General features: G+C 36.4%; 22 protein-coding genes and 1 pseudogene. 8 read left to right on the top strand and 15 right to left on the bottom strand.

Annotated elements, in window-relative coordinates:
* Window positions 1-594 precede the first annotated feature (594 nt).
* The 4 genes from VEI_RS00555 to VEI_RS00540 form a co-directional block, all read right to left on the bottom strand.
* A complete protein-coding gene (locus VEI_RS00555) occupies window positions 595-2,223 on the bottom strand; it encodes a phosphoenolpyruvate carboxykinase (ATP) (RefSeq protein WP_059361189.1) in 1,629 nt (542 codons plus the stop codon).
* 341 nt (window positions 2,224-2,564) lie between these two features.
* On the bottom strand, window positions 2,565-4,190 hold the full coding sequence (locus tag VEI_RS00550) for a PAS domain-containing protein (protein WP_059361186.1): 1,626 nt from the start codon (window positions 4,188-4,190) through the stop codon (window positions 2,565-2,567).
* A gap of 223 nt (window positions 4,191-4,413) precedes the next feature.
* On the bottom strand, window positions 4,414-4,761 hold the full coding sequence (locus VEI_RS00545; RefSeq protein WP_059361183.1) for an energy transducer TonB: 348 nt from the start codon (window positions 4,759-4,761) through the stop codon (window positions 4,414-4,416).
* Between the two features lie 30 nt (window positions 4,762-4,791).
* Window positions 4,792-5,238: an energy transducer TonB gene (locus tag VEI_RS00540; RefSeq protein ID WP_059361181.1), complete on the bottom strand. Its 447-nt coding sequence runs from the start codon at window positions 5,236-5,238 to the stop codon at window positions 4,792-4,794.
* Between the two features lie 386 nt (window positions 5,239-5,624).
* On the opposite strand from VEI_RS00540, the gene VEI_RS00535 reads away from it, so the two are divergent.
* From VEI_RS00535 to VEI_RS00520, 4 genes are all read left to right on the top strand, one after another.
* Window positions 5,625-6,566 carry a metal ABC transporter solute-binding protein, Zn/Mn family gene (locus VEI_RS00535; protein WP_059361179.1) on the top strand — a complete coding sequence of 314 codons (942 nt, stop codon included), beginning with the start codon at window positions 5,625-5,627 and terminating at the stop codon, window positions 6,564-6,566.
* Window positions 6,567-6,729: 163 nt separating this feature from the next.
* Window positions 6,730-7,461 (top strand): metal ABC transporter ATP-binding protein, encoded by a 732-nt coding sequence (locus VEI_RS00530; protein WP_059361177.1) that lies wholly within the window; start codon window positions 6,730-6,732, stop codon window positions 7,459-7,461.
* Window positions 7,458-8,321, top strand: a complete 864-nt coding sequence (locus VEI_RS00525; RefSeq protein WP_059361175.1) for a metal ABC transporter permease — start codon at window positions 7,458-7,460, stop codon at window positions 8,319-8,321. Before VEI_RS00530 ends, VEI_RS00525 begins: the two co-directional genes overlap by 4 nt.
* The gene (locus tag VEI_RS00520) at window positions 8,318-9,418 is read left to right on the top strand and encodes a metal ABC transporter permease (protein WP_059361172.1); all 1,101 of its coding nucleotides are present in this window, start codon (window positions 8,318-8,320) and stop codon (window positions 9,416-9,418) included. The genes VEI_RS00525 and VEI_RS00520 overlap by 4 nt, the downstream gene beginning before the upstream one ends.
* Before the next feature lie 157 nt (window positions 9,419-9,575).
* Here the strand turns inward: VEI_RS00520 and VEI_RS00515 are convergent, their stop codons facing one another.
* From VEI_RS00515 to VEI_RS10620, 7 genes and pseudogenes are all read right to left on the bottom strand, one after another.
* Complete coding sequence (locus VEI_RS00515; protein ID WP_059361434.1) at window positions 9,576-10,058, bottom strand: GNAT family N-acetyltransferase; 483 nt, start codon at window positions 10,056-10,058, stop codon at window positions 9,576-9,578.
* A gap of 141 nt (window positions 10,059-10,199) precedes the next feature.
* Window positions 10,200-10,619, bottom strand: coding sequence for a GNAT family N-acetyltransferase (locus VEI_RS00510; protein WP_059361170.1), 420 nt, complete (start codon window positions 10,617-10,619; stop codon window positions 10,200-10,202).
* A gap of 18 nt (window positions 10,620-10,637) precedes the next feature.
* Window positions 10,638-10,835: a hypothetical protein gene (locus VEI_RS00505; RefSeq protein WP_223209308.1), complete on the bottom strand. Its 198-nt coding sequence runs from the start codon at window positions 10,833-10,835 to the stop codon at window positions 10,638-10,640.
* Between the two features lie 107 nt (window positions 10,836-10,942).
* Complete coding sequence (locus tag VEI_RS00500; RefSeq protein WP_059361166.1) at window positions 10,943-11,266, bottom strand: hypothetical protein; 324 nt, start codon at window positions 11,264-11,266, stop codon at window positions 10,943-10,945.
* Window positions 11,267-11,445: 179 nt separating this feature from the next.
* Window positions 11,446-12,201 carry a hypothetical protein gene (locus VEI_RS00495; RefSeq protein WP_059361164.1) on the bottom strand — a complete coding sequence of 252 codons (756 nt, stop codon included), beginning with the start codon at window positions 12,199-12,201 and terminating at the stop codon, window positions 11,446-11,448.
* Between the two features lie 34 nt (window positions 12,202-12,235).
* A complete protein-coding gene (locus VEI_RS00490) occupies window positions 12,236-15,937 on the bottom strand; it encodes a hypothetical protein (RefSeq protein ID WP_059361161.1) in 3,702 nt (1,233 codons plus the stop codon).
* Window positions 15,938-16,180: 243 nt separating this feature from the next.
* Window positions 16,181-17,106: pseudogene (locus VEI_RS10620) on the bottom strand (IS30 family transposase).
* A 351-nt stretch (window positions 17,107-17,457) separates the two neighbouring features.
* Here VEI_RS10620 and VEI_RS00480 point away from each other — a divergent pair.
* The 3 genes from VEI_RS00480 to VEI_RS00470 are packed head-to-tail and all read left to right on the top strand — an operon-like array spanning window position 17,458 to window position 18,683.
* Entirely contained in the window at window positions 17,458-18,045 is a 588-nt protein-coding gene (locus VEI_RS00480) for a poly(ADP-ribose) polymerase family protein (RefSeq protein ID WP_059361159.1), read from the top strand.
* Complete coding sequence (locus VEI_RS00475) at window positions 18,045-18,281, top strand: hypothetical protein (protein WP_059361157.1); 237 nt, start codon at window positions 18,045-18,047, stop codon at window positions 18,279-18,281. The genes VEI_RS00480 and VEI_RS00475 overlap by 1 nt, the downstream gene beginning before the upstream one ends.
* A 9-nt stretch (window positions 18,282-18,290) precedes the next feature.
* Complete coding sequence (locus VEI_RS00470; RefSeq protein ID WP_059361155.1) at window positions 18,291-18,683, top strand: protein-export chaperone SecB; 393 nt, start codon at window positions 18,291-18,293, stop codon at window positions 18,681-18,683.
* Between the two features lie 32 nt (window positions 18,684-18,715).
* Here the strand turns inward: VEI_RS00470 and VEI_RS10575 are convergent, their stop codons facing one another.
* The 4 genes from VEI_RS10575 to VEI_RS00455 all read right to left on the bottom strand — a co-directional run bounded on the left by VEI_RS10575 (window position 18,716) and on the right by VEI_RS00455 (window position 22,055).
* Window positions 18,716-18,874, bottom strand: a complete 159-nt coding sequence (locus tag VEI_RS10575; protein WP_153280286.1) for an IS3 family transposase — start codon at window positions 18,872-18,874, stop codon at window positions 18,716-18,718.
* A gap of 179 nt (window positions 18,875-19,053) precedes the next feature.
* Entirely contained in the window at window positions 19,054-20,589 is a 1,536-nt protein-coding gene (guaA, locus tag VEI_RS00465; protein ID WP_059361153.1) for a glutamine-hydrolyzing GMP synthase, read from the bottom strand.
* Between the two features lie 193 nt (window positions 20,590-20,782).
* Entirely contained in the window at window positions 20,783-20,989 is a 207-nt protein-coding gene (locus tag VEI_RS00460; RefSeq protein WP_059361151.1) for a 4Fe-4S binding protein, read from the bottom strand.
* Between the two features lie 121 nt (window positions 20,990-21,110).
* On the bottom strand, window positions 21,111-22,055 hold the full coding sequence (locus VEI_RS00455; protein ID WP_059361148.1) for a Cof-type HAD-IIB family hydrolase: 945 nt from the start codon (window positions 22,053-22,055) through the stop codon (window positions 21,111-21,113).
* A 96-nt stretch (window positions 22,056-22,151) separates the two neighbouring features.
* Between VEI_RS00455 and VEI_RS00450 the strand changes: the two genes are divergently transcribed.
* Window positions 22,152-22,478 (top strand): hypothetical protein, encoded by a 327-nt coding sequence (locus tag VEI_RS00450; RefSeq protein WP_059361146.1) that lies wholly within the window; start codon window positions 22,152-22,154, stop codon window positions 22,476-22,478.
* Window positions 22,479-22,483 lie beyond the last annotated feature (5 nt).

The following is a 22,483-nucleotide window of genomic DNA, read 5'->3' as shown; positions in this document are numbered from 1 at the left end:
GTATATTTTCTCGAAGGACATTTGTCAATTAAAATTTATAATATTTTCAATTTTTATATCCAAATAGCATCAGATTATATCGATATTCCATCAATTATTTCGCTCATTTTATTTTCACAAACTTCTGTTTTTTAACTCCTGTTTTTATTGGGAATTAAGGTAACAAAGAGTATAAATCTCCCCATATGCCGCTGCGCTTCTCTGTTAGCTCACACCCTGCGTTGGGCTCCGCGTAGTGCAGTAGCTTCTCTAACACAAATGTGCTAAAAACTTTAATGTATAAGCATAAAGGATAAAGTAAAAACAGCCCGTCACAAATGACTTTGGGCTCCGCTTTAGCCCAGTAGCTCCCCCTACACCGATGCACTAAAAACCTTAATGTAAACAGATACAGAAAAGAAATAGCCCCTCTGGAAAAAACTTCGGGCTCCGCTTTAGCGCAGTAGCTTCTCTAACGCAAATGTGCTAAAAACTTTAATGTATTTATTAAATGAGTAAGGATAAAAAAATCCTCCTCAAACGACTTCGGGCTCCGCGTAGCGCAGTAGCGTGTCGGCTTGAGGAGGATTTTTTATCCGCCACCGTATTTAGGTATTACATTAAAGTTTTTAGTACATCAAGTACTTCATCTGGTAATTCATTTTTACCGTCTCTGAGATTTTCCACATAGTCATAGCGGAACTCAAAAGCTTTGTGCAATTGGTGATGGTATTCACGCACTTGGAATGGTGGTTCAAAACCAGGAACCTCTACATAGGAAAGGTTTTCATATTTATAAAATGGTTTGAAGTCCAATGTGCCTTCTACCAAGCGTTCCAACAAATCAAGAGTCACTTCTTTAGGAATTTTATTTTCCAAGAAGAACCCTGTGTTCATGATGTAACATTCTACGCCACATTCAGAGAACAATTTTTTGTAGCTTTCATAATCACGAACCAATGGATAGGTACGGAATGGATTTGCATATGGTTCGATAACAAGTGCATTTGGATCAACGTGAGCATCGAGTTTTTCCGCTGTCGAACGACGTGTCGCAAGTGTAGCACCCATGGTAGATGCCAAAACAGGGTCATCGACTTTAAGGATTGGTGGCAAAGTTTTATCTTTCATAAGCCATACAATGGCATTAACTGGTTGATCTACGTAGTTTACACGATTATCTGTCCAAAATTGAGATTTAATAGCGCGACCATTATTATTACGCACATCTTCTGCCAACACAACCTTACGGCCATCCTCATCCATAGTTACGCCAACATTTTGTAGAGTCAACAAGAATTCATTAGCAGGATGTTCCACAGGATAGTCTTGCATTTTGTCGAAATATGTAGGTTCAAGAGCAATAGAACTCAAGTCATTAGTATTGATGATATATGCATCGTCATGCAAGATAGAAATATCATAACGACCATCATGTTTTTCATGAGTTAATGTAGATTTACCAGAACCGGACAAGCCAAATACACCGATAGTGTAGCTTTTACCATTTTCAAGATTATAACGTTTCATACCGCCGTGGCATGCTACATAGTCGAAACGATTTGCCAAGGACCATGCCAATGTAAGGGTACCTTTTTTATGTTCCCCAAAGTAGCGCATACCAAGAATCATAGCGCAGTTATGAGCTGGGTCAAAAATAGCAAGCCCACCTGGATGACCTGGCACCACATAGTCAGGATCAGAATAGATATAAATATCGCCTTCTGGAATTTCTACACTATCATTGTAGAATTCTTTTACAGCGGCATCAAAGAACTTAAAGTTCATAATCCAAGAATACAAAATGGATGCATGGTCTTTTGGAATCATCAAATGCGCACGAGCTGTGAACTTTTTATCAAGACCTACGATAGTTTCAGCAGAAATCCATTCTTTACCACGGCTATCATAGACTGCATCACGTGCAATATTAGCAAGTTCCACTTCGTCAATGCCTTCATCGCCAATAATGCGACGAGCTTTTGCATAACGACCTGTAGTTTTACCATCGTTTGTAACTAGTACCTTTGCATCAGCTGGCAAACCTTGCTCGCATGGTTTATATACAGGCATATCGAGGACGATAACACCTGGTTCTTCAGTGGCAAATTGGTACGCTTGTGCCACAGATGTAATAGGCGTTACATTGTTTCCATAAAATGCAGTTTCAATAGTACTGCGCATCTTAGAAAATAATGGGTTTGTTTTAATTTCACTTTGCTTCCAAACGCGTCTTGTCGACATAGTATCTAGATCCTCACCTTTAAATATCTTAGTAATTTCTCTTGTAAAAGTATATTAATTTATGAAAATATGATTTTTGCAAACACTTTCATTATTTTCTATTTTACCTTTTTCAACCAAATTTGTATACACAAAAGAGATGAATAAAAGTAAATTATTGTATGTTTATTTTGAATTAGTGCAACATATTTTGTAATAACAAAAATTGATAACTATTGTAAGCCCTCTAAGTCTATTCAAGTATCATCGACAATAACAAAGGAAACCCTATATTACTAGACTAATAACAAAATTAAATGAGGCAAGGTCACGCGACCTCGCCTCTTATTTATCTAGGAGAGTTACTTTTTATTTTTATTAATAAATGCGTCGATTTTACCAATCAAATCATCTACATCAAAATCACCGCGCTCCGCAATCATCTTGATGGTAGCCACCTTAGCCATAACTTTTACCATAGGCGTTTTTAATTTCTCGAATTTAGGATTTAAAGAAATCAAATAATCTACGATATCCGGGCTTTGTTTAATGAGATTAGATAATGTTGTCTTCGCATCGATATGGAATCTCCCATCTGCATCGGTAGTAAGTGGTTCTTCATCGACCTCTTCTGCGGCCTCTTGAGCTAGGGATTTATCATTACCATTATTATCTGTATTTCCTACAAAATCAGTCTTATCCCAAGTCAACAAGGTACGAGAGCCTTCAAGTTCACGAATATGAGTACAATCTTGCATCATTTCTAAGACACCGCGGAATTTACCATTTTCATCGCGCACGGCCGTGTAGATAACATAGATAAACAATCCCGGTTTATTGATCCAGAATTCAGCTTGGTTTTGCTCACCAGAACGAAATTTCTCTACGATTTCTTCTACAACATGAACAGACTTAGCAGGATGACAATTCTTCACTTCACGACCAATAACATTGGCACTGCGAGGGAATATACGATGTGGCGTATCACTGTAAAACTTAACGAGTTCATTTTCATCAACATAAGACAAGTCTACTGGAAGATGACGGAACAGCAAATTGATTTGCTCTAAGGTCAACTTGCCTGTCGCCACATCGAGGACTGTATCCTTACCAACTGGTGCTCCACCTACAGGACCTACATACTTAGATAATAAGCCTGCTAAATCATTTAGAAACTCATTAGATACTGCACTATTATGACCAGCAGTATTTCCATTTAATGAGGCTGCGGAATCGTTAATACCTGGCACGACATATAAACCTGGTGCGTTAATAATAGCATAACCGATTTCATGGTCATTTTTGCTCATGCGCACAAACTCTTCATCGCTTAATAGTTTAAAGGATGTTGGCAATAAAACTTCTAACTCCTTAGAGTTCAAATCACGTAACTTTGCCAGTGTTTCTGGAACAGATGCTAAAAACTCCTCATATTTATCTTCACGAAGCAATGCGTAGGATGAAGAGATAGAATCGCGAACGCCATCATCAAAGGTCCACATAATCCGCGTTGGACGATCAAACCCATGATTTTCTAACATTGGATATAATTGATTTTGCTTACGAGATAGATGGATACGCCATTCTGCTAAGGAATCAAAAACACCAAGCCAAGGATTTTTAATAAACTTATCTTGTTTTAACAATTCATCCGCTTCAAGAGCTACCTTTTCAACCGCATTAATTTCTTCTAAATAAGCCCACAATGGATGATTCTCTGGGTACTCATTTTCGGCACGTACTAATACACCGTCAAATAAATTCAACAAATCATCCATCTTGTCTAGTATTTCTTCATCCTTATAGATACCTTTCAAACTTTGCTCTGCATAAGCAAATTCGTCAGGCGTACAAGTGCCTAACTTTTCTTTTAAAATACGGTTACCCTCTTCCAAGGATAATTTACCGTCTAAATAATCCTCTTTAATAGATACAATAATTCTGTACCGTTCGTTATTAATGTCTAGCTTTTGCTGTAATGGATTCATACGCTTATACCTCCACGGGTCAAAGACTATTAGTATATACAATATATTATTACTATATTAAATATACATTTATTATATTCATTTTGAAAGTAATTTTCAGTTGCTGTGGATACATTTCCCAAGATAATTGACTCACAAAATACTTTCCCCCAATATAATTAAACCCGTAAGTACTTTCACCAGCACATAAAAAGACACCCATACAATGTATGAGTGCCTTCTATTAATTTCTAAAATCAATATATTCAGTTTTAGAAGATGCTACAGGATTGCCATTGCTATCTGTAGCAGGAGTAAACTTCCATTTTAAAACGGTTTCTAAGACAGCAGCATCTACGCCATCATTACCTGTAGAGTTTAGTAATTGTACAGAAGATACAGATCCATCCGTATTAATAGTAAAGCTCACACCTACACTATTAACATCACCAGAATAACCCTGTAATACGCTAGTATCCAAAGATGGAGTAGACACAGCTTTAGGTGCTTCATACGGTGCCGCCATAGAAACGGTCACAGTTGTGGACATGATTAGGGCCATTAATGCGACACGCCGCAATATACTACTCATCATCATTCTCCTTATTCACTCTCAATTGCTTTAATTGGCTTTTTTACTATTATCTGTTTGCTCAGTTTGCGTTTTATTCACAGTCAACGTGCCATTACCCGACTTCACAGGAGCATTTTCCTTTGGCAAGGTAATAGTCATACCAATGATAGAGGCATGGGCTTTTTGATCCACCCCAATAGCAGGTGTGAACTCCCATTGTTTAATAGCCGCTTTCACAGCCTCATCAACTGGTGCATAGCCAGAGGATTGTTCTACAAAGACATTCTCTACCTTCCCTTTTTTATTAATCAAAAAGCGAACGCGCATATCCTTTGCCACTACGATATTTGGAGGAATCGTTGGCATTACAGGTTTAACAATAGTCACCTCTCTTGGTGCTTCTATAAATTTTGCTGCATCAGCTGTATAATCGCCTAACATGCTGAACGATGCAACAAGTGCAGCTGTAACAGTATAGCGTAAAAGTTTATTCATAATAAGCCTCCTTAGTAGCTTTAATCTTTTTATATATAATACTAAATAAAGATGAATATTTAAAGAATATTTTTTATTGATAATTTTTCTCATTTATGTTATATTGAGTATAACTTAAATGAACGGAATTAACATATCTCACTGATGTGGCAAAAAATTATAATAAGGAGGTTCATCATGAGACGGAGAAAACGTATTCAAATGAAAGTCATGATGGTTCTTGGTATTGTAGCCCTCATAGGGCCAAACCATCTACAAGCTCTTCTGCATTAAACGACCGTAATCTAGCAGAAAGTCATCCATATTCCCTTAGCCGCTATATGAGTAGCGGCTTTTTTCTATACTGGTAAAGCCAAATTACGAATGTACATCATAGGAGGATTATTATGAAGATTAAACAATCTCTATTACTCGCTTTTTCTTTAGTTATTATGATATTTGCACTTGTGGGTTGTGGCAAAGATACGGCCCAAGAGGGTTCTAAAAAACTAAACGTCGTCGCCACTACGACGATGCTGACCGATTTAGTAAAAGAAATCGGCGGTGACCATGTGTCCGTCCAAGGTCTTATGGGGCCTGGCGTAGACCCTCACCTCTACCAAGCGAGCGCCGGCGATGTAACAACTATGTCTAAGGCAGATGTTGTAGTGTACAACGGTGTTCACTTAGAAGGTAAAATGGGTTCTATTTTCGACAATTTAACAAAACAAAATAAAGCTACTATCCGCGTATCTGACGCCATTGATCCAGCTACTCTACTCGACTTTGACGAAGAAGATGGCGTGAAAACTAAAGATCCTCATATTTGGTTCGATGTAGCTAACTGGAAACTAGCAGCCAAGGCTGTATATGAAGGTCTTTCAAAAGCAGATCCAGCTCACAAAGAGGATTTCAAAAAACGCTATGATGCGTACCTCACTAAATTAGATGAAACAGATGCATACGTTAAAGCACAAGCAGAATCAATTCCTAAAGAATCTCGCGTTCTCGTAACAGCACACGATGCCTTCCAATACTTTGCTCGCGCGTATGGCTTTGAAGTAAAAGGTTTACAAGGTGTTAGTACTGCTACAGAAGCAGGCACACAAGATGTAAATGAACTTGTTCAATTCATCGTAGATCACAAAATTAAAGCAATCTTCGTAGAATCTTCTGTACCGCACAAAACAATTGAAGCCGTTCAAGAAGCAGCTAAGGCTAAAGGCTGGAACGTTGCTATCGGTGGCGAATTATACTCCGACTCCCTCGGTTCTGAAGGCACTGAAGGCGGCACATATATCGGTATGGTAAAAGCCAATATCGATACCATCGCTAAAGCACTTAAATAAACAATGATTTGATTAACTTAATTAAATACGACAATGTAAATTTACAGGTCTGGTTACAGTTCGGACTTAGGACTTAGATAGTTTTAAATTTACTTTGTTATTGTAAGTACAAGTGCTACTAGCAATATCAGCTAGTAGCACTTATTGATAAAAGGAGGTTTCCATGGAATGGGCCGTTGAAGTTGAAGATATGACCGTAGCCTATACGACAAAACCCGTATTATGGGACGTAGATATGAAGGTGCCCATCGGTTCCTTAGCGGCTATCGTCGGCCCTAATGGGGCCGGCAAATCTACATTATTAAAGGCCATGTTAGGCCTATTAACAGTTATCTCTGGTAGTGTTAAGTTTTATATCGACCACCACCTTGCGATGGACAAAAAGGATTACAAGAAAATCGCCTATGTCCCTCAAAGCGGTAGCGTAGACTGGGACTTTCCTACTACCGTATTAGACGTTGTACTCATGGGCCGCTATGGTCATCTAGGTTGGTTCAAACGACCAAGTAAAAAGGATAAGGAACTCGCCCTCTCCATGATTGAAAAAATGGGCATGAGCGACTATGTAAACAGACAAATTCGTCAACTTTCAGGGGGCCAACAACAGCGTGTATTCCTCGCGAGAGCCCTCGTACAAGAGGCAGATATTTATCTCATGGACGAGCCTTTCAAGGGCGTCGACAAAACGACGGAGCACGCCATTATCTCTCTTTTACAAGAAATGAAAGCGCGCGGCAAAACGGTGATCGTCGTACATCACGATTTAAATACAGTGCCTCAATATTTCGACTGGGTAACGATGGTCAATAAGCAAACTGTTGCCTATGGTCCTGTGGCAGAAACCTTTACCGAAGAAGCCATCGAGCGCACCTACGGCAAGGGGAGGATTGTATGACCATACTCCAATCCTATACGACACAGATGGTATTGCTCGGCACAGCTCTTTTGGGCCTTGCCAGTGGTATTGCAGGCACCTTCGCAGTACTGCGCAAGGAAAGCCTCATCGGTGACGGCCTCTCCCACGCGGCACTGCCTGGTGTAGTCATCGCGTTCTTGCTGACAGGCATAAAGGATATCGAGGTGCTCATCACCGGTGCTGCCCTCTCCTCAATTGCCGCAGCGTGGCTCATAACCATCACCGTAGAAAATAGTAAAATCAAATTCGATGGTGCTCTAGCTACTATACTATCTGCTTTCTTTGGTCTTGGTATGGTTCTACTCACCTACCTTCAAAGTCTAAACAATGCAGGTCAGGCGGGGCTTTCAAAATTTATATTTGGACAGGCCGCCACTATATTAGCTCGCGATGTGTACATTACATCGGCGGCAGCGCTCATCATTATCGTTTTAACAGCCTTATTTTGGAAAGAGCTAAAGCTCATTTCCTTTGACGTAGAATACGCTAAAACTTTGCAAATTCCCGTCACCTTTACACTCATTTTATATCGTTCACTATTGATCATGACCATCATCATCGGCATTCAATCAGTAGGTGCTATCTTGATTAGTTCCCTACTCATTGCACCGGCCGTAGGGGCCCGTCAGTGGACGAACAAGCTAGGTACCATGTGTATACTAGCAGGATGTTTCGGCATGGTATCTGCTATCGGTGGTACCCTTTGGAGTACAACAGTACAAAAACTGCCTACAGGACCTGCGATCATCGTCATTCTATCGGTTATCGTACTATTGAGCCTCATATTTGCACCTAATAGAGGCATCTTGTGGCAATTCCGGAAAAGAGGTGCCCCATGACAGTACATACAGAGATTTTACTCATCGCCATCGCAGTATCCATCTCGTGCGCTATCCCTGGTGTATTCCTCGTGCTGCGCCGCATGTCCATGATGGCTGACGCCATTACGCATACCGTATTTCTCGGCATCGTACTCGCTTTCTTTGTAACGGAAGACTTAAACTCTCCCTTGCTTTTAGTAGGGGCAACCGTAGTCGGCGTAGGAACGGTGTGGCTTACAGAGATGCTTCATAACACGGGCCTCGTCAACGAAGACGCGTCCATTGGTATCATCTTCCCCCTTCTATTCTCTATTGCCATCATCCTCGTCAGTCTCTACAGCGGCAACGCACACCTTGACGTAGATACGGCACTTCTAGGGGAAATCGCGTTTGCCCCGTTCGACAGATGGATTCTAAATGGTACCGACCTAGGTCCTGTTTCACTATGGATTTCCCTGGGGGTAGCGGTCATCAACCTCGTATTAGTTATGCTCTTCTACAAGGAATTGCAACTATCTACCTTCGATCCACTATTAGCAGGGCTCTTCGGCTTCATGCCTGCCCTCATCCACTACGTGCTCATGACCATGGTATCTCTCACCGTGGTGGCTTCATTCCAAGCGGTAGGCGCCATCCTCGTTATCGGCCTCATGATTGGACCCGCAGTTATCGCTTATTTATGGACGGACTCTGTGAAAGCCATGCTCACTAGCAGTATCATCATCGGCATTATCTGTGCTGTTATCGGTACAGAAGTCGCTTTCACCCTAGACGTATCCATTGCAGGTACTATCGCAACAACGATCGGTCTCGCATTATTGATTGCCGTTATTGGCACGCCAAAGACAGGCTATATTGCAACCTATCGTCGCCAACGTCACTTACGTCGTCACTATCGAGAAACGATGATGCTCTGTCACATCTATACCCATATGAATACACCTGTGGCGGCCATTGAAAACGGTATCGGCACCATTCACGAACACTTGAACTGGAAACCAGACTATACACACCAAGCCGCAACACATCTTAAGAAACAAGGCTTGTTGTACGTAACAAATGGGTACTATATGCTGACCGATAAAGGCGTGGCGCAGGTTAAAGAAATTATTTAATTAACCATATGGATTTTGGTATACACAATAATAGGCAAATCCGTATAGTCTAAAATTAATTTAATTGTAGAAACTTAATATTTTCCCAACAAAAAGAAGCTGAAATCAATGCTAATCTGCAAGATTTCAGCTTCTTCTTTTATATTTAATTATATGGCTAGAACACAACACGCATCTGATACCACTTAGCACCGCCGTGATCAGATACAGACTCCCCTTCATTTACAAAGCCAAACTTGGCGTAATAATGAATCTTTTCTTCCTTACATGTTAAAATAACGCCTTTTCGATTCTCTGCTTTGGCCAATTCTATGAAAGCCTCAATCAACTGCCCCCCTACACCGCGATTGCGATACGCTGGCATTGTATTTAGACCAAATATCATCTGCCATGCCCCATCAGGATTGTGCATAGATGCATCAGCAAACATCTCATCCGTCAAGACTTCGTCATCCGTTACAAAACCATCGATAAAACCGATAGGTGTATCGCCGTCAAAGGCAATTAAAAACTGACCTGCATAATGCGCTAATCGCTCCTTAAAAGCCTCACGAGGCGCCGCCTCAGCAGGAGGAAAACAAGTTGCTTCTATATGTGTCACCAAATCTAAATCAACGGTTGTCGCTTTTCGTATTAACATATCCATATCCTTCTCCATCGTGTCTACATATTGGTTTTAGTATATACCGTTTACACAACAAAGGCTACACGTAACTCTATGAACGTGTAGCCGTTTATTAACAATTTGACCAGTTACTTTCTATACGGATTATCCCACCAATCAGCTTTTCGTATACTTAGGCACATTCCGATATTGCATTGGCAAGGAATTCTCTTTTATCTTAAACCCATGCTTCTCGTAAAATGGTGCATTCTTGCTTTCACCAATCATAACATTAATGTACAAGTAAGACTTGTAAGCCTCTTTCACCATTTCTAGTAAATGACCAGCAATACCGCGGCCATGATACTCAGGATGAACTAGCACATAATTGATGAAGCACACCAGCTCGCTATCATCCATGACACGAATAAGACCAACTAAACGGTCACCATCCCATGCAGAAATCACACGAGATGAATTCATAAGAGCCTTATGTAATCGGTCAGGATACTTGCCTACTACCCAACGAACAGATAGAAATAAATCTGCTACTTGCTGAGGGGTAAAATTTTTTTCTTCAGTATACGTAATCGCCATAAAAGCTCCTTCAAATGATTACTTTAACTTTCGCATCTCACGAATAAACGCCTCTGCCTCTTGCAGGTTCTTAGGGAACTCAAAATAAATACATTGCTCATGTCCACAATAAGGATTTCGGAAGTCATAGCCGCTCAACAACAAATACTCGATAATCTTCCATTCTTTATTATTAGATTTTTTAGGAGCTTTGAACTTCTCGTTCACAAAGTACATCTTACTTTTACATGTGGGACAAGTTTTATTGGTATTAAACAGCTCGTAGTTTGTGCCCTCCGACAAGGAGAGCCTGCAGTTGATACATACATTTTTATAACCCATAGTTATTTACTCCCATACGATTTATGTTGAAAGATTTCTTTTACAATCCCTTCACCAACAATATTTCCGCCTTCCATGATAAAGAACTCAGTACCTGCTTGTAGAGCAGAATAATCTACAGTTTCATAAAGTGGTAACGCATTAGCTACTATTTGTTTATCAAAGGTAACATCCTCACCATCAATAAAGTTTACACCTAACCGCTGTTCAGAGCCCTTTATAACAAGATGAGGGCAATACTTTCCATTATCCAAATTCGGTGGAGTTCCCCTCTTCTTGCTGAAGAAAATAACTGTACAGCAAATAGTAAAATCTAAATCGCTCATATTAGGCCTCATCAACTACATATACCATATCACCTGAAAAGTAATCCGATTATAGAGTAAATTCCCCCTATAATCTTCTACTCTTTGTCAGTAGACTTTTTAAGAGCTTAGAAAGCCTATAGTTAATAGATATATTTTTCTATAACCCATTATACTTCTATCTAGAGTCTATAACAATTTTAAATATATTTTTGTAATATCAATTGAAAATCTTCTTCAACATTTTCACTAAAACCTTTCTCCCAAAAAGTTCTAACTAGATTTCGATTACTATCTAATTCCTCTAATATCTTCTTAATTTCAGAAAATAATTTTTCCACCTTATTACTATTATGCTCATTCTTAATAACAAAATACAATGTATTATAGTAATGAGGTCGCCAATCAGAATTAAATGCCAATTTAATAAAATCTCTAAGATTATTATTCTTAAACAAAAAATCTATATCGATATAATTAAGCAAGTTATTGATATTTGAATACATGGTACATCGAGACATATCATTTTTAACATAGTCAGAAAGCATTATCCCTATAACCTTTGCTGAACTTTCAAGTCTATAAGCATCAACAAAGGCCGTTCCGACTATTAATCCTTTTTCTAAAGCTTTAAGCTCACTTGCTGGAACTTTATCAAAAGCTCCTCGAGCAAGCCCACCACGAAGTAGAACTTTATTAACTTCAAATTCATCTCTACATATATCTCTAATTAAATTTATTAAGGCTGATAAAGATCCATCTTTGGTATCATTTGTATACAGAATTATTGAATCACTAAATATATAGCCTTTAATATTTCGATCTGACTCTACCTTTGAAAACTTATTATACACAAGAGAAGCAAAATCTTTTATATATTTTATCGCATCATCATGTTCTAGGTTTTTAAGCGTTTCCTTGAAACCCAATATATCCAAATATGCAACATATCTCATTTTTTATTCCTTCCTATAAAATCCACATGACTTATTAAGAATAATCAGCATTTTCAAGATATTCTTCTAATTCTACTTTTTCTTTGTACTCCTCAAGCCTCATACAATAATCTTCGATATATTTTCTATGATCAATGTAATCGAGACCCTTAAGATTAGACTTTAATGATTTAAGAAAATTTATTTTCTCTATAACTAGTGGAATTTCACTTCCCGAATATGTGCATAATGAAGAAAATAAAGAGATTTGCTTAAACTCTTCTAGGTTCTTGTTAAATTTCAAAAACTCAACAATATATACCAATTTCCAGTCTGGAAGAAAGTTTACAACTATACCAATATATTTTTTACATTTTCTAATATCTACAATATTTTCGCGTAATTTTTCAATCAACCATGTTTTTTTTCTTTCAAATATGGTTTCGTCAGTTGTCTTTGCAAATAGAAACTTCACTGAAGTTTTGATATAAAATAACTTGTCATTATCTACAAGAACTTTAAATGCATACTCCACATATTCTCTCCACTTATCAACAGACCAAATAAATTCAAAGATTTTATTTGCATTACTATCTCTAGCCATATCATCTTTAATCTTAATCCAATCTATGTATTTATTCCAAATAGTAGGTTGTTGCTCAAATATCTTTGCGAAAAGATGACCGCTATAATCAATATGCCTAGGAAATGCTAGAGCACTTATATAAATTAGTACTAATGAGTTAATATCATTTGCAAAAAATTTAATAACATCCTCATTATCATTTATATATACATAATCTAAAAATCTTGCCGAAAATTCTGGATTAGATGCAATTGTCTTAATTGTTTTTTCTTTAAGCTCATTATCTCGTTCACTATAACGTATTAAAACCTGAGTTGTTGGTATTATAGGCTGCTTTTTCTTAAAGCTATTTAACATATATAGTTTAAAATCTTCAACTATTTTATTATCTATATTTTCTTCCGGTATACATTCCCAAATTAATAACAACCAGTAATCCTTTTTATCAAACACATTATTATTTATAAAGTCATACGTTTGTTCATATCCAATATGCTCGAGCATATATTTAATTTGAGAATATCCATTTAACTTAAATGGTGTTTTTGCATGAATATATAGCTCTAAAACCTTTAAATATAATACACAATCTTTCTCTAAAGCTTTAAAAACACAGTCTAGTCCCATACTTAAAGACCATTTCTCATTATCATGGACTGTTTGCTCTAAAAAACTACATGCTCTAAATAACTCTTGAAAATCATTTAAATCATATTCTTTGATTTCTTTTGAAATAGATTCTTTATGTAAGCGCTCATCCTCATCTATTGTTCTACCACTTAAATGCTTCTGTCTCAACATCTTATATATCCTGAACTCTAGATTTTGTTCACTTATCATGTAGCGGAAATCTAATTTTATTCCTATTTGTTCCGCTAACTCTTTATATCTAGCAACAATTTTTGCATCAAAAAAATCTGGAGAATTTTTATTAATTACAAAGTCATAAATCGTATTAAAATCTGATTGTAAATATTGTTTCAATTCTTCATCTTTTAAATCATAAAAAAATATTCCTAAAAGAATGTTATTAATAGTACTCTGATACTCTTCCCGATTCCGCAAGGTAGCTAAATTCTTCCATATGTTAGTTCGTATACTAGCTATTGCGTCTGTATACCCAAGTTGCATCCTAACATAGTTTATCGATTTACTATTTCTAATCGCTTCGCTAAAAGATATTTCTGTTTTTAGCGCATATTCCGCAATATTTAAATATAATATGCTATTATTATAATTTTCTCCATTTTCTGTATAACACCACAACTTATCTAAAAGACGCATCTCATGATTATAATTATCTTTATATGAATGTGTATCATATAAGAGTCGCTCACTAAACACGGAATAAAAATCCATTGTCAAATCAGGCCTTCGATCAAAATACCGCATCAAAAGATCAATTGCATCTTCATAATTCTGTGTAAACTTAAATCCACCTAATATTTCTATTATATTGGTACTAGAACTATTATGTTTTTTTGGAAAATTAACATCAAAATTATGTAAATCAAAATCTACGTATGCTTCTTGCTCAATATGACTCTTGATTATAGATAAGGCTTTGTCAGGATTAATCAGATAAAAAGACTCAAGATAATCTAAATTCTGACTCTCAGGTACACTATCCCAAACAGCATTTATTGAATCTTTAATATATTTTATACACTCTTCGGAATTAAATATTTCTATTAATGTATTTAAAGCATATACAATTTTATTTTTAAAGCTAGGAAAGCCAATGGAAATAAGAGCGTCCACACTTACCCATTTTTTCTCAAACAACACATAGTACAGTATATAGTTTCCAAAACTCTGATCTGAAATTTTTATTATCTTATTTTTGAACCAATCCACTAATTCTAATGAATATAAGTGTTCAACTATAAGAATTTCATCAATTTTCTGACCATAAAATTGTTTCAAATTATTATAAAGTTGGTTTTCATTATTTTTCACTGGCCCAGATATGGCAATAAAAAATAACATAAGAATATCTTCTCTTGTTAGCTTCGCTTCATCAATAATTCTTCCATAGTAATTTCTAAAAATATCTTCAGCATTACGTATTGATTGAAATCCATCCTCTATAGATTTCATACCCGCAAGAAAAGCTAGTCTTATATTTCCATTCGAAATTTGTGAAATCTTGTTAAGATAATCTAAATTTATTATTCCTAAATTTGATTTCAAAATATTCTTTATCTCATCATCCTTAAACGGTCCAATTTCAATTATATTAGGAGTTGTATACTTAGATACTACTTTTATAACTCTATCCTTAGCATAATCTCTTACTGAAATAAGAATCCTAATATCAAAATCAGGTGATAATGTTAAAATAGTGTTTATAACATTATCTAGACTTGCAACCATATTTGCATCATCTAGAAAAATCAAATATCTACCTGGATCAGAAATGTAATATTTAATATCCTCATATAATAAGTTCCCATTACTTTTTACACAAAAAACTTTTGTAGTTACATTATCTTCTTCTTTACATGCCTCTACAGCTAATCTAGTCTTTCCAATTCCAGATGGTCCTGTCAATATAGTTACTTTATTATTATGTATACTACTACACAACTCGGTAAACTCTGATTCTCGGTGAAAAAAATGACAATCAATAGGAGCATTTATACCATTTGCATCATACGCTTTAACAAAATCATCTATATCAAAAAATTGATTTGTATCTATTGCAATATTAAGTTCATCTTTCGCAATATGTGGATACAATAATGCTAAATCATGTGAAAGTGTATCAATTCCAATAAGTTCTACTTCAACACCTTCTATAGAATCTATAATATCATCAAACTGTTCTATATGAATATTTGTAGAACAATGTCCACAAATAATTTTTTGTATTTTCTCCTTATTAAGAGAAAGTTTTGACTGTTCAAAACATGATAAAATATCCGCCTTTATTTTAGCTGCTGACTGGGATCTGATGGTTCCATAGTTTATCAAAATATAATTGCCTTCATCAGTCAAAACATAAGCGTCCGGTGTCCCTTTTGTCGTTTTATTAGTTCCCGTTTGAACACCTAGGGTTTGAATATTTTTAAATTTATATTTTTTATACAAATATGCATCAAATAGTTTTTGAAAAGCTCCCCCCTCTAATTGCATTATGGCACTTTGGATAAAGTTTATATTTTTCAATTCTCTCACCCCATATATACAACTATAATCCCCACTAATAATGAAAAAAACCTTTTTTATTCTAATCTCTTTTCTAATAATTTTAGCTGCTTAATAGTATTAAAATCTATCATAAATTATATAATCTAATTATATCCTACTATGATTTGCTGTAAATTCTAAAGTGTAATATGTTTTGAAAAATGAATATTTTATATAAGATATATTATATATCTTGAGTTGCAATAAATTATACGATAAAAATTAAATCAATTTTCTAATCTCGTGTTTTAATATGTCAAATGGTGTTTTAAACCCAAAACATTTCCTAGGTCGATTATTAATCAATATTAGTGCTTCTTTTAGTTTATCTACTGTTACTTTAGCTAAATCGATTTTCTTAAGGAAAAATTCTGGGAGTAACTCATTACTTTTTCCATTAGAACCACGTTGCCATGCTGCATATGCATCGGCAAAACACATTGGTATTCCGAACTCGGTTTCAACCTTTTCATAGCACGCAAATTCTTTACCACGGTCCACCGTAAAGGGTTTAAGTAATTTACTTGTTAATATATTGTACAGAGTTCTAACAGCTAGAAACATAGAATCCTTAGTTTGGTCATCCATTTTTATTGTCCCATAGAATCGAGTTTTACATTCAATAAATGTAGCTAAACAGCCTTTCTTTGACCGCTGGAAGAAACCATTGTATCTAGAAAACCTCCTTGTCTTCAACTTCTTGAGGCCTTTCTTTAATGGTTCTTTTAGAATTGAATCATCCACGATTTTCTTATGTACTGGGCTTTTTCCCTTTCCATCGAAGTACTTTTTTCGTTACAGCAAGAAATCCACGATAAATCCAGGAATGTATTGTCTTAAAGCTTAGTACTCCAACTAATTCAGCACCAACCACTTCTTCTGGAGACCAAGTTTGTTGTAATCTAAATTCAATCAAAGTCGCTAATTGAGGTGTTAACTTTATTAGTCTTCCTTTATTAGCAGACTTAGCAGTTGCTAACTGCTGTGCTTTAATCACAGAATATTCGCCTTCACCGCAATTTAATTCTCTTGCTACAGTAGAATATGGCGGGCACAGATTAAACTAGCAATTCTACGAACAGAGTACCTTTTTTTCTTAAAATTTCTATTTGACTTCGTTTTTTTATGGTAAGATGTATATAGCTCATATTGGAGACCTTCGTGTCATGTATTTGTAGTTATTTACATTTTACACAAGATCTCATGAAAGTATCCCCTTTACTAGTTTTCCAGTAAAGGGGATACATATCAAAAGCATAGGAGACTTTAATTATAATATTGTTATCAATATGTTATATAAATTAGAAAATAATATCTTTGGAGATTTCAAGATAGTTTTTTAATAAGCTTTATGATAAAATTTGAAGAAGAATAATAGTTATCAACATAGTCTTAATCTATTGTTTTATATTGTGATTTTTTATAATATGGAGTAACATTAGTTGATTGTTAGTAAATGGACTGCTTATTAATATGAAGATATTGAGGGATATTATCTGATGAATGAGACAGGATACCATGGCACATGTCTAAAGCATCGTGAGAGTATAGAGAGTGAAGGCTTAGATCCAGATAAAACTAATCATAGATTAGATCATTGGTTAGGTCAAGGTATATACTTTTTTGATAAATATGAACAGGCCTTATGGTGGGCTAATATAGCTTCTTCACATAATGATCATTGTGGAGGAATAATTTTTGAAGCAGAAATTGAAGCATTAGACGAAGAGGTATTAAATCTTGATGATAATGAACAATTAGATGCCTTTATAACTGAAACTCAAAGGACTTATAATGAGATAAAAGCATATTGCCCAGGGGAAATGCCCATTTTCGAACAGAATAAATTTCGAGCAGTTTTTTTTGATTACTATAAAATTCAAAATGGTATATCTGTTATTATAAGAACTTTTAATAAGCCCTTTGCAGGATATACTGAAATAAGAACTCCTGATGAAAGAGATTTCCAAAAACAATTTTTAAATTTAATCGGAATGAATTTTCGGGAGAAACAAATTTGTGTTTCAAAGAAAGACTGTATTAAATCAACTGTATTGATTTATAATGAAAAGGAAGAGGTGATATGATGTTTGATAAAGAATTATTTCTTTCTCTATGTAAAAAATATAATGTTGAGTTAAGTAATACTGCTACTAGCCCCATGATTAAGGTTGGAACGGATACTCATGAGATTACTGAAAATGATATAAAATGTGCTTTTGAATTACATCAGGCTTATTTTGATTATCTAGATAATAGTCTTACTACTAAGGAAAAAAATCTTACCTATTATTTATGTGAAGATTATGGTATTGCGTGTTAGGAGCAATATATGAATATAAAATCTAAATATACAAGTCCTCTTGTATTAGAAAAAATAGAAATTATAGAAGGTATTTTTCGAAAAAAAAATAAAAATCTTGATAATATATCATTAGGCGTTCAAGTAAATCGTAAAATAAATGAGCTTAAAAAGAATTTTTTTGAAGTTATACTTAAAGTTACTATTTCTGATGATGAGGAAATAGTATTTGTTGATGTTACAGGTAGAGCTATTTTTTCAACTGAACAGAAAAAAAATGATATGTTAGAAAAAAATACATTAGCCATTATGTTTCCTTATATCAGAAGTTATGTTTCCATTATCACTACGCAACCTGGAATGAACCCTATTGTATTGCCTGCAATGAATATTATAGCTTTAGTTAATGATCAAAAAAAATGACAAAAACGTACTCATATTAATATGATATACACCTATTTCCTTGGATATATATTATTTCCTAACCCAAATACATGGATGTTTCCCTGAAATTTACAGGGGCATCCATTTTGTTTTGTCTGAATCCTTTTCTTATTATAATAGTTGATGTACTCTTCAATTGTATTCCTTTTAAATTCATAACTATATCTCATGAAAATACCCCCTTTACTGGTTGTCCAGTAAAGGGGGTACATATCAACGACGGGAGGCTTTTATACACACTTAAAATTCAATAACTAACTCCCTTCCAAACCTATTCTTTTACCTTTCAGTTGAATTTGGTATTACTCAAAAAGTACAATTAATGAATTTATAAATCAATATTTACTTATTATTCCCACTCAATGGTTGCAGGTGGTTTAGATGTAATGTCGTACACGATACGGTTGATGTGTTGTACTTCGTTTACGATACGACGGGAGATTGTATCCAATACGTCGTAAGGGATGCGTGCCCAGTCAGCAGTCATGAAGTCTGTTGTTGTTACGCCACGCAATGCCAATGTGTAATCGTATGTACGGAAGTCACCCATAACGCCTACGGTACGTGTAGATGTTAATACTGCAAAGTATTGGTTGATGCTGCGATCAAGGCCAGCTTTTGCAATTTCGTCACGGAAGATGTAGTCCGCATCACGCAAGATGTCGAGTTTGTCTTTCGTGATTTCGCCCATTACGCGAATAGCAAGACCAGGACCTGGGAATGGTTGACGCCATACGAGGTAATCAGCCAAACCTAATTCAGAACCAAGTTCACGCACTTCGTCTTTGAAGAGGTTACGCAATGGTTCGATAAGGCCTTTGAAGTCTACAACTGCAGGCAAGCCGCCTACGTTGTGATGAGATTTGATAACTTCTGCTTCGCCAGTACCGGACTCAATAACGTCAGGGTAGATTGTACCTTGCGCTAAGAAGTCAACGGAGCCGATTTTACGACCTTCGTCTTCGAATACGCGGATAAATTCTTCGCCGATAGCTTTACGTTTCGCTTCTGGATCTTCAAGACCAGCCAATTTATCTAAGAAACGTTTTTCAGCATCTACACGAATGAAATGCATGCCGGAATCTTTGAAAGCTGCTTCAACTTCATCGCCTTCGTTTTTACGCATTAAACCATGGTCAACAAAGATACAAGTCAATTGGTCGCCAACAGCTTTAGAAATAAGAGCTGCCGCAACGGAGCTATCTACACCGCCAGACAATGCCAACAATACTTTGCCATCGCCTACAGTGTTACGGATTTCTTCAATAGCAGTTTTTGCATAGTTTGCCATTGTCCATGTGCCTGTGAAACCACATACTTCATACAAGAAGTTGTGAAGCATTTCTTTACCATGTTCAGTGTGCAATACTTCTGCATGATATTGCATAGCGTATAATTTACGCTCTTTGTTTTGCATAGATGCAACAGGGCAGTCTTTTGTATGCGCAACGATTTCGAACCCTTCAGGAACTTTTGCTACATAGTCAACGTGGGACATCCACACAACTTGGTCTTCGTCCAAGCCTTTGAACAATGGAGATGTAGCGTCCACTTTAGTAGGTGTTTTACCAAACTCACGGTTGTCCGCAGATTTAACTTCGCCACCCAATGTATGCGCCATAAATTGCATACCATAGCACATGCCAAGAACTGGAATGCCAAGTTCAAAGATTTCCTTTTCAATTTTAGGGGAATTCTCTTCGTACACGCTGTTAGGGCCACCAGTGAAGATGATACCTTGCGGCTTCAATTCCTTAATTTTTTCCAATGCTTTGTTGTATGGATATACTTCGCAGTATACATGATTTTCACGAACACGGCGTGCAATCAACTGATTATATTGACCGCCGAAATCGACAACAATAACAAATTCCTTGTTTTCCATAGTTCCTCCGTATGCATCTATTTGTGAAAGTATATTCACCAATTTATAATATCCATACATTCCTGTACTGGGGGTGCGTTTTAACAAGCAAAACGCTAAATTTCATTACATTTCATTATACCATACGAAGTATATGGACTCCATATATTCCGTATGAAAGTTATACATTACTTTTTAACGTTCGGGTTTTAGATTACTTCAGGCCTGTAGTATCTTTGAGTAGCTTATGCATCTGCACAGCCCCAACGGGACAAATAGAGTAGCAATCGCCGCAACTAATACACCCTTTACCAATGATAAATTTTGTAGTTCCTTCTGTGATGCATTGAACAGGACAATCTTCAGCACAAGCCCCACATTTTACGCAGGTATCGTCTATATCAAATTTTAGATTTCCCATATAACATCACCTCTCTATCAATCATAAGATATAGTATCTATCCATTATCCGCTTACTATTTCTATTAGTAGACTAGTATGTCCCTTAATAGATTAGTATTTCTATTAGCCACTTAGTATTTCTATTTATTTTCCAATTCACGATTATATGCAATAGCCGAATATATTGCACGAGCTACGCCATAGTGATTATTATCTGTCGTTTCATAACGGGCGGCAGCTTTCACATTATCTCGTGCATTTCCCATAGCCACGCTGGCGCTGGCAAATCGAATCATGGATAGATCATTTTCGCTGTCGCCGATGGTCATCACCCCGTCAGGCGTATAGCCCCAATGGTTTGCCAAGGCCTCTACGGCTGTGCCTTTTGTCGTATGAGGTAACACAAATTCTAAATTGTCTTCACTCGATTCAAGAACATCATAAAAGCGTTCGCGCCCTTTGCCATCTATAGCTGCACCTTGGAACTCATCCCGCAAATCAGCTAGGATGCGTTCGCGTATACGTTCATCGCCGTAAAAGATTTGAATTTTCTCCGGTCCTTCTGGCAAGGATTCTAAATGTGTCAATAAATCAGGCACCATCGTGCGCGTTTTCAAGATAAATGGTCTAATATTCGGTCTAAAGAAATGTTCTGCTTGCGCTGTCTCATTACCAACAACAGGGTATTGACCGAAAATCTCGGCTTTCACATAAGCCTCTACAAACACACCATAGGTCATTAGTTTTCGTACTAAATCTACGGCACGTGTTTTATCAAAGGAAATGTGAACGAGTTCCTTTTGTTCTTCTTTATCCATGACATAGGCGCCATTGGTGCACACAAAGTATCGCAAGCACGGCATGGCCTCGATGACATCGTCCATCTCATGCCATGCACGGCCCGATGCGATGGCCACGCGGATACCGCTTTCACGAGCGGCACGAACCGCATTGACCACCTCTGAATCTACGGATTTCGCGTCGTTTACTAAAGTGCCATCCACGTCGGACGCGATGAATCGAATGGGCGTATCACCAGTAAGACCTATATAATTTTTAATGTCTAATGGTTCAGATGAGGACATAAAACCTCCTTTAATACAATATAAATTTTACTTGATGTACAATGTAGATAATCACATAAGATTATAGAATGACTATTTCAAAGGATGTGAAATCATATGCATATAATTATCGATCGAGATGCCGTTTGTGCGGCCGATGATATGAGTCATCATCGCGAAGAATTTACCGTACCAGACGGCATCACCATAGCTAGTTTATTTGAATTTCTTGAGTTTAAATACATTCCTGTCATCGCTGGAAATAACGTGGTTTGGGCACTCTACCACCACGATATTGAGGTGGGCACTTATTTTACCCAAAATCGTAGTTTTATAAATGGCAATATTCTCTTATCATCTATTATCAGTAATTCTGAAAGAGGCAACGAATTCTATCTGCGATATTACAGTTCCCCAGATAGATACAGGAAACATTTTATTTAGCGCTA

The organism is Veillonella tobetsuensis (assembly GCF_001078375.1).
GTDB lineage: Bacteria > Bacillota > Negativicutes > Veillonellales > Veillonellaceae > Veillonella > Veillonella tobetsuensis.
Note: the sequence above shows the minus strand (reverse complement) of the source record. Positions and strands in the feature narration are given on the sequence as shown.